At 45.4% G+C, this 17,729-nt stretch carries 22 protein-coding genes; 10 read left to right on the top strand and 12 right to left on the bottom strand.

Going from position 1 to position 17,729, the window contains the following annotated elements; genetic code table 11:
* Window positions 1–191: 191 nt before the first annotated feature.
* Window positions 192–1,400 (top strand): DUF2066 domain-containing protein, encoded by a 1,209-nt coding sequence (locus VEA_RS06235; RefSeq protein ID WP_006741683.1) that lies wholly within the window; start codon window positions 192–194, stop codon window positions 1,398–1,400.
* Between the two features lie 140 nt (window positions 1,401–1,540).
* Here the strand turns inward: VEA_RS06235 and VEA_RS06240 are convergent, their stop codons facing one another.
* Genes VEA_RS06240 through bepA form a run of 4 tightly spaced genes read right to left on the bottom strand, consistent with a single transcriptional unit; the run spans window position 1,541 to window position 4,392 of the window.
* Window positions 1,541–1,981 carry a DUF2069 domain-containing protein gene (locus VEA_RS06240; protein WP_012841511.1) on the bottom strand — a complete coding sequence of 147 codons (441 nt, stop codon included), beginning with the start codon at window positions 1,979–1,981 and terminating at the stop codon, window positions 1,541–1,543.
* A gap of 22 nt (window positions 1,982–2,003) precedes the next feature.
* On the bottom strand, window positions 2,004–2,573 hold the full coding sequence (gene wrbA / locus VEA_RS24430; protein WP_012841512.1) for an NAD(P)H:quinone oxidoreductase: 570 nt from the start codon (window positions 2,571–2,573) through the stop codon (window positions 2,004–2,006).
* A complete protein-coding gene (gene arsC / locus VEA_RS24435; protein WP_005380410.1) occupies window positions 2,574–2,924 on the bottom strand; it encodes an arsenate reductase (glutaredoxin) in 351 nt (116 codons plus the stop codon). It abuts the gene before it with no gap.
* A gap of 16 nt (window positions 2,925–2,940) precedes the next feature.
* Window positions 2,941–4,392 carry a beta-barrel assembly-enhancing protease gene (gene bepA / locus VEA_RS06255; RefSeq protein ID WP_012841513.1) on the bottom strand — a complete coding sequence of 484 codons (1,452 nt, stop codon included), beginning with the start codon at window positions 4,390–4,392 and terminating at the stop codon, window positions 2,941–2,943.
* A gap of 257 nt (window positions 4,393–4,649) precedes the next feature.
* Between bepA and VEA_RS06260 the strand changes: the two genes are divergently transcribed.
* Window positions 4,650–4,886, top strand: a complete 237-nt coding sequence (locus tag VEA_RS06260; protein ID WP_012841514.1) for a sulfurtransferase TusA family protein — start codon at window positions 4,650–4,652, stop codon at window positions 4,884–4,886.
* A 1-nt stretch (window position 4,887) separates the two neighbouring features.
* Entirely contained in the window at window positions 4,888–5,961 is a 1,074-nt protein-coding gene (locus VEA_RS06265) for an AI-2E family transporter (RefSeq protein WP_006741685.1), read from the top strand.
* A 77-nt stretch (window positions 5,962–6,038) separates the two neighbouring features.
* Here VEA_RS06265 and bcp read toward each other — a convergent pair whose 3' ends face one another.
* Both bcp and VEA_RS06275 read right to left on the bottom strand, forming a co-directional pair.
* Entirely contained in the window at window positions 6,039–6,509 is a 471-nt protein-coding gene (bcp, locus tag VEA_RS06270) for a thioredoxin-dependent thiol peroxidase (protein ID WP_005380418.1), read from the bottom strand.
* Window positions 6,510–6,525: 16 nt separating this feature from the next.
* Entirely contained in the window at window positions 6,526–7,068 is a 543-nt protein-coding gene (locus VEA_RS06275; RefSeq protein WP_012841515.1) for a glycine cleavage system transcriptional repressor, read from the bottom strand.
* 477 nt (window positions 7,069–7,545) lie between these two features.
* Between VEA_RS06275 and dapA the strand changes: the two genes are divergently transcribed.
* Together dapA and bamC are read left to right on the top strand one after the other, a co-directional pair.
* On the top strand, window positions 7,546–8,424 hold the full coding sequence (dapA, locus tag VEA_RS06280; protein WP_012841516.1) for a 4-hydroxy-tetrahydrodipicolinate synthase: 879 nt from the start codon (window positions 7,546–7,548) through the stop codon (window positions 8,422–8,424).
* An 80-nt stretch (window positions 8,425–8,504) separates the two neighbouring features.
* On the top strand, window positions 8,505–9,524 hold the full coding sequence (bamC, locus tag VEA_RS06285) for an outer membrane protein assembly factor BamC (RefSeq protein WP_006741687.1): 1,020 nt from the start codon (window positions 8,505–8,507) through the stop codon (window positions 9,522–9,524).
* 106 nt (window positions 9,525–9,630) lie between these two features.
* On the opposite strand, the gene VEA_RS06290 is transcribed toward bamC, so the two are convergent.
* Genes VEA_RS06290 through VEA_RS23815 form a run of 4 tightly spaced genes read right to left on the bottom strand, consistent with a single transcriptional unit; the run spans window position 9,631 to window position 12,052 of the window.
* Complete coding sequence (locus VEA_RS06290) at window positions 9,631–9,834, bottom strand: DUF2897 family protein (protein WP_012841517.1); 204 nt, start codon at window positions 9,832–9,834, stop codon at window positions 9,631–9,633.
* A complete protein-coding gene (locus VEA_RS06295; protein WP_006741688.1) occupies window positions 9,831–10,529 on the bottom strand; it encodes a M15 family metallopeptidase in 699 nt (232 codons plus the stop codon). The genes VEA_RS06290 and VEA_RS06295 overlap by 4 nt, the downstream gene beginning before the upstream one ends.
* Window positions 10,530–10,543: 14 nt before the next feature.
* Complete coding sequence (gene dapE / locus VEA_RS06300) at window positions 10,544–11,680, bottom strand: succinyl-diaminopimelate desuccinylase (protein ID WP_006741689.1); 1,137 nt, start codon at window positions 11,678–11,680, stop codon at window positions 10,544–10,546.
* An 18-nt stretch (window positions 11,681–11,698) separates the two neighbouring features.
* Complete coding sequence (locus VEA_RS23815; RefSeq protein WP_012841518.1) at window positions 11,699–12,052, bottom strand: ArsC family reductase; 354 nt, start codon at window positions 12,050–12,052, stop codon at window positions 11,699–11,701.
* A gap of 292 nt (window positions 12,053–12,344) precedes the next feature.
* On the opposite strand from VEA_RS23815, the gene VEA_RS06310 reads away from it, so the two are divergent.
* On the top strand, window positions 12,345–12,632 hold the full coding sequence (locus tag VEA_RS06310; protein WP_005380433.1) for a winged helix-turn-helix domain-containing protein: 288 nt from the start codon (window positions 12,345–12,347) through the stop codon (window positions 12,630–12,632).
* Window positions 12,633–12,666: 34 nt separating this feature from the next.
* Here VEA_RS06310 and VEA_RS06315 read toward each other — a convergent pair whose 3' ends face one another.
* Entirely contained in the window at window positions 12,667–12,999 is a 333-nt protein-coding gene (locus tag VEA_RS06315) for a DUF4156 domain-containing protein (protein WP_081441201.1), read from the bottom strand.
* A 3-nt stretch (window positions 13,000–13,002) separates the two neighbouring features.
* Window positions 13,003–13,356, bottom strand: coding sequence for a DUF2956 domain-containing protein (locus VEA_RS06320; RefSeq protein ID WP_041853025.1), 354 nt, complete (start codon window positions 13,354–13,356; stop codon window positions 13,003–13,005).
* 143 nt (window positions 13,357–13,499) lie between these two features.
* Between VEA_RS06320 and VEA_RS06325 the strand changes: the two genes are divergently transcribed.
* From VEA_RS06325 to VEA_RS06340, 4 genes are all read left to right on the top strand, one after another.
* On the top strand, window positions 13,500–13,985 hold the full coding sequence (locus VEA_RS06325) for a DUF2919 domain-containing protein (RefSeq protein ID WP_012841521.1): 486 nt from the start codon (window positions 13,500–13,502) through the stop codon (window positions 13,983–13,985).
* A 45-nt stretch (window positions 13,986–14,030) separates the two neighbouring features.
* Complete coding sequence (locus tag VEA_RS06330) at window positions 14,031–14,933, top strand: Dyp-type peroxidase (RefSeq protein ID WP_006741691.1); 903 nt, start codon at window positions 14,031–14,033, stop codon at window positions 14,931–14,933.
* Window positions 14,934–15,076: 143 nt separating this feature from the next.
* Entirely contained in the window at window positions 15,077–16,210 is a 1,134-nt protein-coding gene (locus VEA_RS06335; RefSeq protein ID WP_006741692.1) for a flagellin, read from the top strand.
* A gap of 263 nt (window positions 16,211–16,473) precedes the next feature.
* Window positions 16,474–17,607 carry a flagellin gene (locus VEA_RS06340; protein ID WP_005393103.1) on the top strand — a complete coding sequence of 378 codons (1,134 nt, stop codon included), beginning with the start codon at window positions 16,474–16,476 and terminating at the stop codon, window positions 17,605–17,607.
* The last annotated feature ends 122 nt before the right edge of the window (window positions 17,608–17,729 follow it).

The raw sequence follows: 17,729 nt of genomic DNA on the forward strand, positions 1-17,729 counted from the left end.
AATGAACTGTCTAACTTGTTGGGATAGTTGGATAAGCAATGAGTTTATTATGAAAAACAACACTAGAGTGCTCGTTGAGACCCGAGTTAACAAAGCTGCTCATAATACAGACAATTTACTCAGTACTTACCTTGCTCAAGATTTGATAGTTGCTTATTATTCGGGTTCTTGTTCAGAGGATTATAAAAACTATGCGCTATTTAGCTCTCTTACTGATAGGTTGGTTGTCCCTACCAGTATATGCATTAACTCAGGTGGATATCTATCGTGCCGAAGTGGTTATCGACAGTGAGCAGAACGACGGTGAGTCTCTGGCTCGTCAACAAGGTATGCAGGATGTGATTGTTCGAGCGACCGGTTCTCAATCCTCTTTAAGCAATCCAGTGATAAAAAAGGCACTTGGTTCAAGTGCGCGTTACATTTCCCAACTGAGCTATGGGCAGGTTGATGGAAAGGCGAGCTTAAAAATGTTGTTTAACAGTGACCAAATCAGCTCGCTTTTAACACAAGCACAATTGCCATCTTGGTCGCCAAATCGCGCCAATATTTTGGTTTGGATGGTGGAAGAGCAGAGCTACGATCGTAATATTGCTTGGGAGCATTCCGACTCTTCAAACGTTGTAGCACTTCGCAGTGCTGCGAAATCGAGAGGCTTGCCGATCACGATCCCGGTTGGTGATTTTGATGATGTAACTGGTGTGAATGTTTCTGATCTTTGGGGCGGCTTTATTGAACCTATTGGCCAAGCGAGCCAGCGCTACCCAGCGGATGCCGTTTTAGTTGTGCGCGCTCAAGGTGAACAAATTCGCTGGACGTTATACGATCAATCACCAATGAGAATTGTTGAAGCACAACGCTCTCCGCGTAACGGTTCCGCATCAGGCGCCAATGCCATTGCTGAGATGGTTGATGGCATCGCTGACTATTACGCGAGTAAGAGCGCAGTGGTAGTATCTGGAAAATCTTCAAAAGCGTTGGCGGTGAAAGTCCTTAATGTAACGTCTGCCACGGACTTCTTCCGTTTAGAGAATGCGTTAAAACAACTTAATTCGGTTGCGGGTACGGAAATTAAGCGTGTCCAAGGTGATGAGCTGACGCTCAACATCCATCTTTTGGCATCTCAACAAGCTTTTGAGAAAGAAGCTTCTTCTATTTCTCAATTAATGGTTTTTGAAGATCCTTTGGGTGAAGTTGATGCCCCAGCTTTAACTCAAGAAGCAGAGCCAATTGCTCCGATGAATGAAGCTAAAGATACAGCTATGGTAGAAAAAGTGCAGTCTGAAGTGCCTGCGGATATCGCGGCGGAAGCAAAGGACGAAACGCAACCAACTCAGCCGATGATTGTGGAGCCTGTCCGAGAACAGTATGACTTGATCTACGAGTGGCGCTCGGCATCGTAATCGCATTGATAGCTTTCCAGGCGTGAAGCGCAAGGATCAAACACCAATGTGGTAAGCGTAAAAAAGAGTCGCAATAGCGACTCTTTTTGTTTTCTAAATTCGTATTCGAACCAATGATCAGTGATTGACTGCGATTGGCGTTATTTATTGAATTTCGCTTTTTCTTCTTTTTCTACTTGAGAGAGACGCTTCAACTTAAGACCTAGCTCTTTGCCTCTCGCTCTAGCAAACAAAATATTGCCAGCGAAACCGAGTGAAGTCAGGAGCAACTCTACTGCCGCAAGCCAACGTTCTCCGCCATCCACATAAAGGATGGTCAGCGCATGCAAGAAATACAGCATAAGAACAAAGTTAGCCCAAGCATGAGTGTAAGGCTTGCCGGCCAAAATACCAGGCAACGGAAGTAATAGCGGAATACACCAAGCAATAGCAAGTGTTGTGCTGCTGAGGTGAGGGTGAGGGGACAACGCAAGCTGCCAAATAGCGACCCAGGCCAATAAGGCTAAGTTGCCAAATAAAGCCAGGTAACGATAGGTTTTAGCCTGTGTACCGAGTGGTGTTTGGTCTAAAGAGTCAGACATCGATTAACTATCCTTGATTTTACTAACAGACTTTTAGTTTTAACGCTGCAGTTGCCAGCCTTTTGCCTAATTGTTGTGCCAGACGAATCTCTTCACTGCTGAGGGTTGCCTCATGGCCTACACTGCTGGCGCCATACGGAGTGCCTCCGGACTGCGTAGTGTGTAGCTCTGGTTCGGCATAAGGAATGCCCAAAACCATCATCCCGTGATGCAATAAAGGGGTCATCATGCTTTGTAACGTTGTTTCTTGACCACCATGCATCGAAGAGGAAGAGGTAAAGACACAAGCTGGCTTATCGATTAAGTCACCACTGACCCATAAAGATGTAGTCTGATCCCAGAAGTGCTTTAAAGGCGCAGCCATGTTGCCAAACCAGACGGGACTGCCAAACGCTAGACCGTCGCACGTTTTCAGTTCCTCTAGAGTAACAATTGGATCAGAAGGGGAGTGTGAGTGAGGTGACAATTCTTCAACTGTACGCAAAATTGCTTGGCATTGAGGAGTCGATTCGACTCCTCTTGCTATCTGTCTTGCCAGTTGTTTTGTCGAGCCGTGACGGCTGAAATACAAAATAAGGATCTGGCAATCCATTTATAGAATATCCAACACTTGCTCTGGTGGTCGACCAATTTTCGCTTTGCCGTTGGCAACTACCACCGGACGCTCAAATAATTTTGGATTTTTCGCCATTGCTTCGAACAATTGCTCATCGCTAACAGAGTCTTCGCCTAGGCCAAGTTCTTTGTATTCGCTTTCTTTGGTGCGCATCATTTCACGTACAGATGAAAAGCCAAGCTGTGCGTACAGCGCTTTTAGCTCATCTACGTTAAGTGGTGTGTCTAGGTATTTGACGACTTCCGGTGTAACACCATTTTGCTCAAGCAGTTCAAGAGTTTGACGACTCTTTGAGCAACGAGGGTTGTGATAAATCACGACTGACATGGTTTTCTCCATTTCGTTATTGTAATGCCATGAATCGATCTCTTTGGATCATGAGTTGGTCAATACGGGCATCGTATCGAGCTTGCTCTAAGCTGCCCAACTTGGCCATTTTACTTGCTTCACTATAATATTGAATCGCTTTATTCCAGTTTGCTCGCAACGCCAAAATTTCCGCTCGCGCAGCCAACTCTTCATCACTACGTCCTAGCGCGTGGTAGCTCTTCGATATTAGGTGCCAGCCATTTGTATCTTCAGGATAATCATGAGTGTATCTTTGAAGAACTCGCGTGGCTTGATCGTTTTTATTGTCCTCAAGTAGCGCATTGGCATAGTTAATGGTCAATACTTTATTTTGAGGGTTCCGAGATAACGCTTTACGGAGCATCTCGGTTGCTTTTTCTGGCTGCTTCTTCTCGATATACAAATCCGTCATAGCATCCAGGTAGAACGGGTTACTTGGGTCCTGCTCCAGCAACTTTTTCAAAATAGGTTCCGCTTGAGACAAGCGTTTGCTGTCTAAATGTACGAGTGCTCGCCCATAGTCAAAAGCAGGTGTAATGTCCGCAGAGGCTTTCTTTTGAGTTCGCTCAAACCAGCCTAAAGCAGCTTGTCCGTCAATGCCGGCGTACCGCGCTACAATGCGCGCACGCGCTAGGTGATAGTCTATTGAAGGCACTACTCGCATTGGTGGATAGGTCCTTGCTCGCGCACGGCTATCGGTAATTCGATCTTCAGGTAGTGGGTGAGTCAGTAGCATTGGCGGCGGTTTACTCGCATAACGATATTCATCTGCAAGACGGCCAAAAAAACGTGGCATTGCTTGAACATCAAAACCAGCTTTTGCCAGTGTTGAAATACCAAAGCGATCCGCTTCTTTTTCATTCGCGCGAGTGTAGTTGATTTGGCTTTGCATGTTACCTGCGGTTGCCGCCGTAATTGCAGCCATCCCCGCTTCTGGTGAGGCAATCGAAAGCAGTAATGCGCCAGCGAGTGCAGCTAATGTGGCCGGAGAGCGACGTGCTTGCTCTTCCATGCTGCGCGCAAGGTGGCGTTGTGTGACGTGCGCAATCTCGTGAGCAACAACAGAGGCCAACTCACTTTCTGAACGCGCATGAAGAAACAACCCAGAGTGCAACGCTACGTAACCACCAAAAAACGCGAACGCGTTAATATTGCGGTCGCGAATCATAAAGAAGTGAAACGGCGTTTTCACATCGTTCGCATTGGCTACTAGTCTGTGCCCGAGAGCGTCAATATATTCATTGATAACAGGATCATTAACGATAGGTTTACTGGCTCTGAGCATACGCATATAGGCGTCGCCGTAAATCAACTCTTGGTCTATTGAGAGCGTGCCACCAGCAGCCGTGCCAATGTCTGGCAAGTCAATGCTATTGGCATAAGTTGTCGGCGAACTGATTGCAGCTGCAAGACATAAGCAAACTAGCGAGCGAGTGCGTTTTAACATACGTTTAAAAGGTTCTCCAAAATACATAAGCATGTGGTTAGAGGCTGAGAACCTCTCAACAGCGCCACATGCGTTTTGGTTATCCGCGAGGATATAAGCTAGCAATAAGACCGGAAATAAATGAATTGGTTTCGTAAATTATTTTATATCCGAGTCATTTCAGCATGTGGTTAAATCATGTCAGAAGTGCTAGCACCAGCTCAAAAAGCCGTTACAATACAACCCTATCATAAGTGCAGAGCAATACAATGGAATCCATGTTACTTGATTTGCGTGAACAACGTTGCCCTATGGCACTGTTACTTGCAAAGCGTCACGTTGCTGAAGTCTTTCAAGGAGAAACGCAGCAGTATCATCAACTTGTTATTCAAGTGGTGGATAACAGCTCTAAACGAGACATTGTGAACTATCTCAGTGCCCAAGGGTACTTAGTGGATTGCCAATCTACATCAGAGCACTACACATTGACTGTATTCAATAAGGAATCCGCATAAGATGTTTGAAATGGTTAGTCGTTGGTATAAACGACGTTTCTCAGACCCTCATGCAGTAAGTCTCGTCGCGATCTTGCTGTTTGGTTTTATCACCATTTACTTCTTTGGGCATTTGATTGCGCCATTGCTTGTCGCGATCGTTTTGGCTTATTTACTTGAATGGCCAGTCGTAAAAATGTGTCGCATGGGCGTGCCGCGCACTTTGTCGGTCATCATCGTGATCTTAATGTTCGTCGGATTGATGTTGATCGCTTTGTTTGGTTTGGTTCCGACGATTTGGACTCAGGTCGGTAATCTAATTAACGATATTCCAAATATGTACAACGGGTTACAAAAGTTTATTGTCACGCTACCAGAACGTCACCCTGAGTTAGCAAACTTAGAAATTGTAGAAACCGTGGTGACAAATGCCAAAAACCAAGCGTTGGGACTTGGTGAGAGTGTAGTAAAAGGCTCACTTGCGTCATTAGTCAGTATTGCGACGCTAGCGGTATACTTGATTTTAGTGCCACTACTTATCTTCTTCTTACTGAAGGACAAAGAAGAGATGCTAAGAATCGCGAGTGGTGTTTTGCCGAAAAACCGTAAACTCGCGAATAAAGTTTGGCATGAAATGAACGAGCAGATCTCCAATTACATTCGCGGTAAAGTGCTCGAGATTTTAATAGTGGGTGGCGTGAGTTACGTGACTTTTGCCATTTTAGATCTTCGCTATTCGGCGCTGCTTGCCGTAGCTGTCGGTCTATCTGTGTTAATTCCTTATATCGGCGCGGCAGCTGTAACTGTGCCTGTCGCCATCGTTGGTCTGTTCCAATGGGGTCTTGCGCCTCCGTTTTATTGGTTGCTGCTTGCCTACGGTATTATCCAAGCGCTGGATGGTAATGTGTTGGTTCCTGTTCTGTTTTCTGAGGCGGTAAATCTACACCCAGTTGCCATCATTGTGGCAGTGTTAGTCTTCGGTGGCTTGTGGGGTTTTTGGGGCGTATTCTTCGCCATTCCGTTGGCGACACTAGTTAAAGCCGTATGGCATGCTTTACCAAGTACGGAAGAAAACGAACCAGTCGAACAAGAGTAGGCGTTACCAAAGTACAATGCTCAAAAGAAAGCCCAGCAGTTTGCTGGGCTTTTTGTTATTTGAAGAACGGATCGCGCTTATGCGTTTTCGTTGAGGTAATTTAATACGACTTCGTGGTGATCTTTGGTTTTGAACTTGTTGAACACGTGTTCGATCACGCCTTCTTCATTGATCAGGAAGCTAATGCGGTGAAGACCATCGTATACTTTACCCATGAATTTCTTTTCGCCCCAAACGCCAAATTGGTCTGCAACGGCATGATCTTCGTCAGAAAGCAGGGTGAAGTTTAAATCATCACGCTCGATGAATTTGCCTAGGCGTTTTACAGGGTCGATGCTTACGCCAAGTACCACCACGTTGTGTGCATCGAGTTCAGCTTTGATGTCACGAAGACCTTTTGCTTGTGTAGTACAACCCGGAGTCATCGCCTTAGGGTAAAAGTAGAAAAGTACTTTCTTGCCTTTAAAGTCTTCAAGAGAAACGGTATTTCCGTCTTGGTCGAGCAAAGAGAAGGCTGGCGCTGGCGAGCCTGCTGTCAGCGTATTCATGGTGATTTCCTTTACTTTATAGTGTGTTTTTAATGAAATTCAGAGAACCTTGTACGTTGAGCGACTGACAAAGTTCATCGAAATCTTCTTGTAATTGCATTAAGTTACAATCCGCACTTACTGATGCGGTAATCGCAATGTGGAATTGGTCCGCATCAAGTTGAATTTTCGACTTACTGATAGTTTGGGCGCTAAGAGAGTCCAAACCAATCTGTTGATCCGCGAAGAACTTAGTAAACTTTTCAGTCAGACCTGGGCGGTCTTCAGACTCAATAAACACTTCCATTGTGTAGCTGTTGTCGAGCAATTCGTGCGCCGACGTACGCTTCATAATCGTAATCAGGTCATGCTCTTGGCCAAGTAGAGGCAATTGCGTTTCTACCCGAGTCACGCTACTGGCGTTCCCAGTTAGGAGCATGATCAGCGTAAATTCACTTCCAAAGATAGCGATACGGCTATCGACTATGTTACAACCGGCTTGAGTAACGAGGTGTACGACTTGGTTACAAATGCCTGGACGGTCCGTTCCAACTGCTGTAAGTACCAGATGTTGCTTCATAAATGAGCTTCTTGTCCTTTCTTCAATAGAGAGATGTTAGCACAGATATTGCGGAGAAATATCGAGTCAGTTCTTTTTTTAGTTTACAAAAAAGTAGGTTGGCTCTCGAGGTGAACGATTGGAGGCAAGCAGTAAACGAGGGAGTTGAGGGAATAAAACGTTTGCATGATGTGCTTGCGTGTTGTTTGGTCTTTTTATTCACTCAGGTCTGACTTGGTGAGCACGACCAAAGAGTATATTTTCCTGGCTTGTGCACTTCAGTATTTTCCAAATCACTGATAGATTCTAAAGTCACTCGAAAGCCCAACACGATTATCAATATTGCCGCTAATCAAACCAAATAGAGCAATTAAGTTGCTAGACCTCTAACAACTGATAATTATTCATTCATTTGTACTTTGTAAGCGAGTTTACGCTCTTGTGTTTTTCAATCGCATTACAGTACCATGCAGAAAGAGTTAAATGAGGGAGATAAACATGTTTTCAGGAAGTATCGTAGCGCTGATTACGCCATTCAAAGCAGATGGCGAAGTAGACTTTGACAGTCTGCAAAAGCTAGTAGAGTACCACGTTGAAGCGGGTACAGACGGTATTGTGGCGGTAGGCACAACAGGTGAGTCAGCGACACTGACCATTGAAGAGCATGTAAAGGTCGTTAATAAAACTGTTGAGTTTGCCGACGGTCGCATCCCTGTGATTGCTGGCACGGGTGCAAATGCAACCCACGAGGCAGTAACATTTAGCAAATTACTGGCTGATTCTGGTATTGCTGGCTTCCTGAGTGTGACACCGTATTACAACAAACCAACTCAAGAAGGTTTGTTCTTGCACTACAAGGCAATTGCTGAAGCGAGTGATGTGCCTCTAATTTTATACAACGTACCAGGCCGTACTGCTGTTGATATGCAGCCAGAAACAGTGGCACGCTTGTCAAAGCTTGATAATATCGTGGCTTTAAAAGATGCAACGGGCGATTTGGACCGAATTGCAATTCACCGTGAACTTTGTGGCGAAGATTTTATCTTACTAAGTGGCGATGATGCGACGGGTCTCGATTTTGTGAAACTTGGCGGCAATGGTGTTATCTCGGTAACGAACAATATTGCAGCTAAAGACATGGCTGACATGTTCCATTTGGCAAGTGAAGGTAAGTACGAAGAAGCAGAAGCGATTAACCAACGCTTGATGACTCTACACAAAAACCTTTTCATTGAAGCAAGCCCTATCCCAGTAAAATGGGCAGCGCAAAAGCTTGGTTTGATTGAAGAAGGTGGTTTGCGTCTTCCTTTAACCACACTTTCTGAAAAATCGCAGCCGATCGTTGAACAGGCGTTAACCGACGCCGGTATTTATTAAAATTGAGCTATTAAGATTGAGTTACTAGGATTGAAGTTCATACTGGGGGCCAAAGCGCCCTCGGTGTTTTAGGAGTATAGATGAAGCTTTCAAGCCAGTTAGTGTTAAGTTCATTAGCTGTATTCGTATTGACTGCCTGTTCAGGTGGTGCCAATCAACGTCGTCAAGCAAAAGATGACTTCGAGTATTTGAACTCCCCCAATTTGGGTGAGTGGAATGTCCCACAAGGCGCACAGCCACAGTTTTATCCGAACTATGAGATCCCTCAGGGTAACTATGCTGGTGGTGTAGGTAAAGATGTCGACATTCGTCCACCTCAACAAGTCCTAGAGCTTATTCCTGGTGCACGTCTGGACCGCAGTAGTGATGGTGAAGTGACACTTTGGCTACTTCGTAAAGATGAACTAGATAAAGTTTGGCAAACGGTACAAAACATGGTCGCGGCCAACGAGATTCCAGTTGAAAGCCAAACAGATTCTCGTATCGAGACAGGTTGGGTGACGTGGGATTCGCCAGATGAAGAGCTAGAAATTGGCAGCCGATATGAGATCGTACGTGCTGAAGCAAATGGTCGACACGGCTTTAAAGTGAGTCTTATTGACTGGCGTGAAGGCAATCAAGTGAAAGAAGTAACGGCGACCAACCGTGAGCGCTACAATGTGTTCATGACGAACTTGGTAACCGCTCGCTACGATCAAGAAGTACGTGAAGAAGCACAACGTAAAGCGCAAGAGTTGGTTAAACAGATCCCAATTACAATGGGTAAAGACCGCAGCGGGCTTCCTGTGATTGTCGCGCGTGCGCAATACAACATGCTTTGGCAACGTCTGCCTAATATTCTACCTAAGATGGGCTTTAAGATTGAAGAGCGTAGCCAGTCTCAGGGCACAATCACTGCGAAATATGCGTCTCCGGATGATGAATTCTGGAACGATATCGGTGTTAAACCAGTGGAGTTAGACGCTGGTAAGTACACATTCTTACTTGGTGATTTAGGCAACCGTACGTCTATCAATATTACGGACTCCTCTGGTAAGCCAGTAGAAGAAGAGTTTTTGAAATCACTAGCGCCTGTATTGGCTGCGACGGTGAAGCAGTAACCAAAGCGAACTTAACGCGATACGTTTACACAATAATTAAAAAGGGACCCAGTGGTCCCTTTTTTGATGCTTATATTCGGCGTGTCGAGATAAAGTCGGTGTGTAACTAACGAGGCTCGTCTTTGTTGCTCTCCTCGTCAGCGGAGCGCTGTTTATCCAACGTGTTCAGCTTATCTAAATCGTTCTTACGGCTTTTATCCATCTGACCAAACTTCATTTTTGCGGTGTATTTGAGTGCGGCAATGTTACCAATGACCACGCTCAACACTACAATGATAATGACCCAAGGATTGGTGAGTATTTCTATCATAGAGCCTCCGGCGGCGTGATATTGTGAATAAATTTGGCAACGACGTTATCCAAATTATTCAGTATGACGTCAATCCCTGCAATGTTGTCGGTCTGATTTTGCTGAATCAGCTGGTTTCTGAGCACATCAGGTGTCAATTGCGCGAGGCACTGTTGCCCGACAGTGCGGTGGCTAATGTGCCAAGGCTCAATCGAAACGCCACCTAAATCTTGCTGATAAGGGAAGAAGAAGCCGAATCGACCAAGGTTGGCTTTTAACCATTGGTAGAACGCTTGCTGGTGGCCTTCAAGATACTCCCAAGGCTCCAGCTTGAGTTTGGTGTCAGTAGGCAATAAATTGCGCGCATAGACATCAAAATCACAACCCCAATGATGACGACTTCCTCCAGGCAGTGCCGACCAGCGCAAAATGGCCATCAACTTCTCTTCGTCATTTAACTCTGCTTTGTTTAAAGGGTGGGAGTTGACGTCGAGAATTGGCAACTCACCAGAAAACTTCCCGTTCCAGATCGCTTTTTGGCGGTTGAAGTCACGAAAACCACTGGCGATTTCCATTTTAAAACCTGCTTCTGTTGCCGCTTCAATCATCTTTAGCAGATCGTCAGCTACTTCAGGGTGGAGTAGAAACGCTTTTTGACCCACTAAAGTGGATTGTAGATGAGAATCTGTGGTGCCGGTGAGTTGCTCTGGTGTCATGGTGTTCTCGCTGATTACTTCGCTAACAGGTGTTTCAACGTGTTCTCGTACATGTCAGTCAACTTTTCTAGATCGTCCACTTTCACGCATTCGTTCACTTTATGAATCGTAGCGTTAACAGGGCCTAACTCTACGACTTGACCACCCATTCGAGCGATAAAGCGACCATCAGACGTACCGCCAGTTGTAAGTAGTGCTGGCTTCGTATCATTGACTTCGGCCACAGCAGCTACAACCGCGTCTAGCAGCGCGCCTGTATCGGTCAGGAATGGGTCGCCGTTGAATGTCCATTTTAGATCGTAGTCCAGCTCATGCTTGTCCAATGTTTCGGTAACACGCTGAACAATTGCGTCATTGTTAAGCTCAGTACTAAAACGTAGGTTGAACTGAACATGGAACTCGCCAGGAATGACGTTAGACGCACCAGTGCCAGCCGATACGTTCGGGATCTGGAAGCTGGTTGGTGGGAAATAATCATTTCCTTTGTCCCACTCTGTTGTTGCGAGTTCATGAATCGCGAGTAGAGACTCGTGCACAGGGTTATTGGCTAGGTGAGGATATGCCACGTGGCCTTGTGTTCCTTTTACCGTTAAATCGCCCGTGATAGAACCGCGACGTCCATTTTTCACCACATCGCCAACCACTTCGGTGCTGGATGGTTCACCGACGATACACATGTCGATATTTTCGCCACGTGCCATCAACGTTTCTACAACACGAACGGTACCATTGATAAATGGTCCTTCTTCATCCGACGTAATTAGAAAGCCGATTGAGCCTTTGTGGTCTGGGTTTTCTGCAATGAAGCGTTCGACAGCAACGACCATAGCAGCTAGCGACCCTTTCATGTCCGCTGCACCGCGACCGTGTAGGTAACCATCAATAATAGTTGGTTCAAACGGATGTGTATCCCAGTGCTCCAGTTTGCCAGCAGGTACCACATCGGTGTGGCCAGCGAACGCAAATAGTGGCGCTTCTGAACCACGGCGAGCCCAGAAGTTCGTGGTGTCTTCAAATACCATCACTTCAATTTCAAACCCGAGTGCTTTTAAGCGCTCGATCATCAAATCCTGACAACCTGCGTCTTCCGGCGTTACAGATTGTCTACTGATCAGATCTTTAGCAAGTGCCAATACTGGACTGTCTGTCATCCTTGAGTATTCCTTTATTTAAGAGTTGAAAATGGTAGCGTATTGATCAGCTTTAAAACCGATATGAAGTTGATCATTCACTTTTAAAATTGGGCGCTTGATCATCGCCGGATTTTCTACCAAAAGAGCGATCGCGTTTTCTTCGTTAAGCGTGTCTTTCTGTTCTTGTGTCAGTTGGCGGTAGGTCGTGCCACGTTTGTTGAGCACCTGTTCCCAACCTAAAGCGCGACAAAATTCGCTTACCATAGCTACATCAACGCCTTGCTTACTACGGTAGTCATGGAAGTCGTAAGCAATATCCTCAGCTTCTAACCATTTTTTGGCTTTTTTGATCGTATCGCAGTTGGGAATACCAAACATGGTAATCGACATAGTGTTTCCTTTTTTCTTTGTTCTATTTTTCACTGGCGCGGTTAAGACGCACTTAAGTGATTTGGGCTGCTATAGCATCCTATCAAGAAGCAATCAAACTGACAAAATGCGGTGGAAAATATTTTCAGATAGATTGAGATAACTGATGTTACGTAACTTATTTACGATGAATGCACTATAAATCGAATAAAAAATCGTCTAAATCAAATGGAAAAGTCGAGTTATTGATCAAACGCAACATCTCGCTGAGCAAAAACGAAATAATGAATCAGCACAATTTTAGGAGGTGTCAATGGAATTGAGTCCTGTTTTTGCAAGGCGGCTATATTTGGCCTTGTTGGTGGAAAACCTAGAAAGGCCGAATGTGCCAAAGTTGATCGAAAAAACGGGGTGGCCTCGTCGTACAATTCAAGATGTACTCAAGGCGTTACCTGGGATCGGCATTGAACTCATATTCGTTCAAGATGGCCGACGTCATAATGACGGCTATTATCAACTTTCAGATTGGGGGCCTTTTGATAGCCAATGGGTTCTAGAGCGGGAGAGAGATATCGCTAGCAGTCTTGGATTTCGTGCATAAGCCAGCAATTGCTGGCTTTTTTCATATTCAGGCGTCACCCATTACAGCGGTAAGCGGAGCCCAGTACGCTAAATGAGGTGATAAAATCTTGTGGGGAGACCATAAAAACGGTATCCGCATCGATAGCCGCTGCATTGTTTTTTAAATCATTCATCGCACCTTGCATCATCGCGTCATTAGTCATAAAAATGTAGTTATACCAATGACCCTCGCTTCCGGTGACTTCGCCTTTGTATTCGCATCGATCAGGGTTGAACTGAGCGTCAATGCGAATATGAACATCTTGGCTTTGAGCATGAGTAAGGTGAGAAGGCATCGTGCAACCAGAGAGAAGTACGACAAAAAGTCCAAGTAACAGGCGTCTCATCAGCTATTTCCCCAATACTATGTAAGCAGCAAAGCCAATCCAGCTCAGAGCGAGCAGTATCCAAGGCAGTTTGCTTGATGCATGGTTTGGCGCATCGTCGGTGATGTTGTCTTGTTCGATAGTCTCTTCATGCTGACGTTGCTTTTCACGTTGCTGTTTTTTCTTTGCTTTATCGGCTTGACGATTGCGCTCTTTCTGCTGCTTCTTATATTGAGCGATGCCTTTTTCGATACCTTGAGCGATAAGCTTGGTTTGCTCTTTGGTTTGCCCCGGTTTCTGCGTGGATTTGGCAATTCTCATCGCTTCGGCTTGAGTTTCTTGAGAAGGCGCTGGGGTAGCTGGAGTTCTTTTTTTCATGTTTCTCATCAACGTCATTGTAAATCTTTGTTTAGTTTACCTGTGTAAGATGATGAAATGAACTTTAGTTCTCATCTTTGCTGGCTTGCAACTCTGAAATGATAGGTTAAAGTGGCGTTTTATCACATTAAGAAGAAGATGTTGTGCGCTACTCGTTTGACCAATATGACGCCCATGGATTTTTAAAAGCGCCGATTATTTTATGGTTTGGATGGATGTTTCTTGTGCGTTCATGGGTTGTATTTGCGATGGCAGGCGTAAGTCGTGATAGTGGCAGTAAGCTACTCGCTATTGTTTACCCAGACTCAAGTACGCTGTATTTGGGGTTGGCTATGGGCATTCCAAGCCTGCTTCTCATGTGGTTGATGGGGCTCCGTCACCCCGATAGAGGATGGGTAAACAGAATTACTCGCTATGGTCGAGAGATCACTTTGATCTTGTGCGGTATCCAACTGGCTCAGACCATGTATCATGTGTATCTGGAACATGGTGTATTCAACTGGGCAAACGCCCTTACCATTACCTTATTAGCTTGGTTTATGATCTATCTTCTAAATGGAAGATGGGTAAAAGACTGTTTTCATGTGCCACAATTGGAGCGCAATGAAGAGCAGCCTTCGAAGAATTAAAAACAATAACTTCCCACACCGGGGCAAAGTATAGAGGAAACCTCAATGTCACAAGCTCAAACGGCGATCGTGCCAGAAGCAGGGCCATTTGCACTGTACACTCAACTTAAAGTGAACCAAAACCGTGAAAACGTATTGGATAAGCTGAAAGCACTACCAAAGTTAGTGGAAGAGTTAAATATTACCCAGCCAGGCGCGGCGCTGACCCTTTCTATCGCATTCACAAAATCGTTTTGGCAACACCTCAATGTAGACGCGCCAGAAGAGCTTATTGATTTTACTCAACTTGGCGAAGGGGACATCGTAGCGCCTGCAACGGATGTTGATGTGCTGATTCACTGTCACTCTACTCGTCACGACTTGCACTTTTATGTTCTGCGTAAGTTCCTAGAAGAGACGGCAGAAGATGTCACCATTGTGGACGAAACGTATGGGTACCGTTACCTTGATGCTCGCGATATGACAGACTTTATTGATGGGACAGAAAACCCGAAAGGGGAGGCTCGCACTGATGTGGCTCTAGTAAAAGAGGGCCCATTTGCTGGAGGTAGTTATGTCATGGCTCAACGCTTCGAACATAACCTTGCCGCTTGGAATCGCTTGAATGTCAAAGCGCAAGAAAAAGTGATTGGTCGTACCAAACCAGACTCTATCGAGCTAGAAGACGTTCCTGCTGCATCACACGTTGGTCGCGTTGATATTAAAGAAGAAGGAAAAGGTCTCAAGATTGTTCGTCATAGCTTGCCATACGGGACGGTAACAGGGCCTCATGGCCTGCTGTTTATCTCTTACTGTAATACACTTCATAACATTAAAGTGATGCTAGAAAGTATGTACGGCGTGACAGATGGTAAAACAGACCAAATGCTTCGTTTCACAAAAGCGGTAACTGGTGCGTACTTCTTCGCTCCTTCACAAGAAATGCTCGCAGAGCTAGCCATCAAGTAAGTTCTCAGACTTTATTTCTTAAGCCCTCCAATTGGAGGGCTTTTGTTTTCTATTTCTATTCCAATCTCTTTTCAAAAAACACTAAACTTTTCTGTTACTTGGTCGATAAGTACTCAAAGCCTTAATTTTAGGACTCTTTATTCGTGGCGATCACCGTTAATACCAATGTTGCAGCACTTGTTGCACAACGTCATTTGACCAGTGCAACTGACATGCTGAACCAATCCATGGAGCGTTTGTCTTCAGGGAAGCGTATTAACAGCGCAAAAGATGACGCGGCAGGTCTGCAAATCTCCAACCGTCTGCAATCGCAAATGCGCGGTTTGGATGTCGCGGTACGTAACGCGAATGACGGTATTTCCATCATGCAAACCGCCGAAGGGGCGATGAATGAGGTGACCAATATCATGCAACGTATGCGTGATTTGTCGCTTCAATCTGCTAACGGTTCAAACAGCAAAGCGGAACGCACTGCACTGCAAGAAGAAGTGACGGCACTTAACGATGAGCTAAACCGCATTGCCGAAACGACCTCCTTTGGTGGGCGTAAACTGCTCAATGGCAGCTTTGGTAAGTCGGCATTTCAAATCGGTGCAGCGTCAGGTGAAGCTGTGCAAGTTGAATTAAAGTCGATGCGCAGTGATGGCATTGATATGGGCGGCTTTAGTTACATTGCAAACGGACGTGCAAGCTCTGATTGGAAAGTAAAAGACGGTGCGAATGATCTTAGTATGTCATTTACGAATCGTTTTGGTGAGACGGAAACCATTCAAATTAATGCCAAAGCTGGCGATGATATCGAAGAGCTTGCGACTTATATCAATGGTCAAACTGACAAAGTCACGGCATCGGTGAATGAAGAAGGTCAGTTACAGCTATTTATGGCTGGAGAAGAAACTTCAGGCACTTTATCGTTTTCAGGTGACTTAGCGAGTGAACTGGGGTTACAGCTAAAAGGTTACGATGCGGTTGATAACATCGACATTACGTCTGTTGGTGGTGCGCAACAAGCCGTGGCCGTCCTAGATACTGCGATGAAGTACGTTGATAGCCATCGTGCTGAGTTAGGCGCGTATCAAACCCGCTTTAATCACGCGATCAATAATCTCGATAACATCCACGAAAACTTAGCCGCTTCCAACAGTCGTATCCAAGACACTGACTACGCGAAAGAAACCACGCAAATGGTGAAGCAGCAGATCTTGCAGCAGGTCAGTACTTCTATTCTTGCACAAGCAAAACAAGCGCCCAACCTAGCATTAACCTTACTTGGCTAATGATCGACCTCGCTCGAATTTAACGTAAAACCTGCCTTTATCGACAGCTCGAAAAGAAGCTTTAGCGAAAATTTGACGTTTTTTCGCTTTTTTATCTGCTTCATCACGATTCCTTCTCCAAATGAACTTTTTTCAAAAAAATCCAAAGAATTCCCTAAAGAAATCAGTTTGAGCGCCGTTAATAAAAGTAACTTTGAGAGAACTACTTGGTTTTCCGAGACGTCGGAAACCGCTATACCGGAAAATCAATTGGAGAAATCACCATGGCAGTGAATGTAAACACTAACGTATCAGCGATGACCGCTCAGCGTTACCTAAACAACGCAAACTCAGCTCAACAAACTTCTATGGAGCGTTTGTCTTCGGGTTTCAAAATCAACAGCGCAAAAGATGACGCTGCGGGTCTTCAAATTTCGAACCGTTTGAACGTACAAAGCCGTGGTTTGGATGTGGCGGTTCGCAACGCGAACGACGGTATCTCAATTGCACAAACCGCTGAAGGTGCAATGAACGAGACCACTAACATTCTTCAACGTATGCGTGATTTGTCTCTACAATCAGCAAACGGCTCAAACTCGAAATCAGAGCGTGTGGCGATTCAAGAAGAAGTGACCGCGCTAAATGACGAACTAAACCGTATCGCAGAAACCACGTCTTTCGGTGGTAACAAGCTACTAAACGGCACACACGGTGCGAAATCGTTCCAAATCGGTGCGGATAACGGTGAAGCAGTGATGCTTGAGCTAAAAGACATGCGTTCAGACAACAAAATGATGGGCGGTGTGAGCTACCAAGCTGAAAGTGGTAAAGGTAAAGACTGGAACGTTGCTGAAGGTAAGAACGACCTAAAAATCAACCTAACGGACAGCTACGGTCAAGAGCAAGAAATCAACATCAGCGCAAAAGCAGGTGACGATATCGAAGAGCTTGCGACTTACATTAACGGTCAAACTGACCTAGTGAAAGCCTCAGTAGATCAAGACGGTAAACTGCAAATCTTTGCTGGCAACAACAAAGTCGAAGGCGAAGTCGAGTTTTCAGGCGGCCTATCTGGCGAGCTGGGTTTGGGCGAAGGTAAAAAAGTAACGGTAGATACTATCGACGTAACCTCAGTTGGTGGCGCACAGGAATCTGTTGCTATCATCGATGCGGCACTGAAATACGTAGACAGCCACCGCGCAGAGCTGGGTGCTTTCCAAAACCGTTTCAACCATGCAATCAGCAACTTGGACAACATTAACGAGAATGTGAACGCGTCGAAGAGCCGTATCAAAGATACTGACTTCGCGAAAGAAACGACTCAAATGACCAAGTCACAAATTCTATCGCAAGCGTCAAGCTCAATCCTTGCGCAAGCGAAACAAGCGCCAAACTCAGCGCTAAGTCTGCTAGGTTAATTTCAAACCTAAGACGAGAACCTCATTGGCTCGTGGTGAGAGATGAGCGAGTAAACCCAGCTTCGGCTGGGTTTTTTTCTGTCTTTTGGGGACTCAGGATTTCTGCGAATCACGACATTAGA

It is taken from the genome of Vibrio antiquarius, from assembly GCF_000024825.1.
Lineage (GTDB): Bacteria > Pseudomonadota > Gammaproteobacteria > Enterobacterales > Vibrionaceae > Vibrio > Vibrio diabolicus.

Bases quoted from the DNA above. Each gene is read 5' to 3' on its own strand.
- VEA_RS06235 (WP_006741683.1), top strand. From the start codon at position 192: ATGCGCTATTTAGCTCTCTTACTGATAGGTTGGTTGTCCCTACCAGTA.
- VEA_RS06240 (WP_012841511.1), bottom strand. From the start codon at position 1,981: ATGTCTGACTCTTTAGACCAAACACCACTCGGTACACAGGCTAAAACC.
- wrbA (WP_012841512.1), bottom strand. From the start codon at position 2,573: ATGGATTGCCAGATCCTTATTTTGTATTTCAGCCGTCACGGCTCGACA.
- arsC (WP_005380410.1), bottom strand. From the start codon at position 2,924: ATGTCAGTCGTGATTTATCACAACCCTCGTTGCTCAAAGAGTCGTCAA.
- bepA (WP_012841513.1), bottom strand. From the start codon at position 4,392: ATGTTAAAACGCACTCGCTCGCTAGTTTGCTTATGTCTTGCAGCTGCA.
- VEA_RS06260 (WP_012841514.1), top strand. From the start codon at position 4,650: ATGTTACTTGATTTGCGTGAACAACGTTGCCCTATGGCACTGTTACTT.
- VEA_RS06265 (WP_006741685.1), top strand. From the start codon at position 4,888: ATGTTTGAAATGGTTAGTCGTTGGTATAAACGACGTTTCTCAGACCCT.
- bcp (WP_005380418.1), bottom strand. From the start codon at position 6,509: ATGAATACGCTGACAGCAGGCTCGCCAGCGCCAGCCTTCTCTTTGCTC.
- VEA_RS06275 (WP_012841515.1), bottom strand. From the start codon at position 7,068: ATGAAGCAACATCTGGTACTTACAGCAGTTGGAACGGACCGTCCAGGC.
- dapA (WP_012841516.1), top strand. From the start codon at position 7,546: ATGTTTTCAGGAAGTATCGTAGCGCTGATTACGCCATTCAAAGCAGAT.
- bamC (WP_006741687.1), top strand. From the start codon at position 8,505: ATGAAGCTTTCAAGCCAGTTAGTGTTAAGTTCATTAGCTGTATTCGTA.
- VEA_RS06290 (WP_012841517.1), bottom strand. From the start codon at position 9,834: ATGATAGAAATACTCACCAATCCTTGGGTCATTATCATTGTAGTGTTG.
- VEA_RS06295 (WP_006741688.1), bottom strand. From the start codon at position 10,529: ATGACACCAGAGCAACTCACCGGCACCACAGATTCTCATCTACAATCC.
- dapE (WP_006741689.1), bottom strand. From the start codon at position 11,680: ATGACAGACAGTCCAGTATTGGCACTTGCTAAAGATCTGATCAGTAGA.
- VEA_RS23815 (WP_012841518.1), bottom strand. From the start codon at position 12,052: ATGTCGATTACCATGTTTGGTATTCCCAACTGCGATACGATCAAAAAA.
- VEA_RS06310 (WP_005380433.1), top strand. From the start codon at position 12,345: ATGGAATTGAGTCCTGTTTTTGCAAGGCGGCTATATTTGGCCTTGTTG.
- VEA_RS06315 (WP_081441201.1), bottom strand. From the start codon at position 12,999: ATGAGACGCCTGTTACTTGGACTTTTTGTCGTACTTCTCTCTGGTTGC.
- VEA_RS06320 (WP_041853025.1), bottom strand. From the start codon at position 13,356: ATGAAAAAAAGAACTCCAGCTACCCCAGCGCCTTCTCAAGAAACTCAA.
- VEA_RS06330 (WP_006741691.1), top strand. From the start codon at position 14,031: ATGTCACAAGCTCAAACGGCGATCGTGCCAGAAGCAGGGCCATTTGCA.
- VEA_RS06340 (WP_005393103.1), top strand. From the start codon at position 16,474: ATGGCAGTGAATGTAAACACTAACGTATCAGCGATGACCGCTCAGCGT.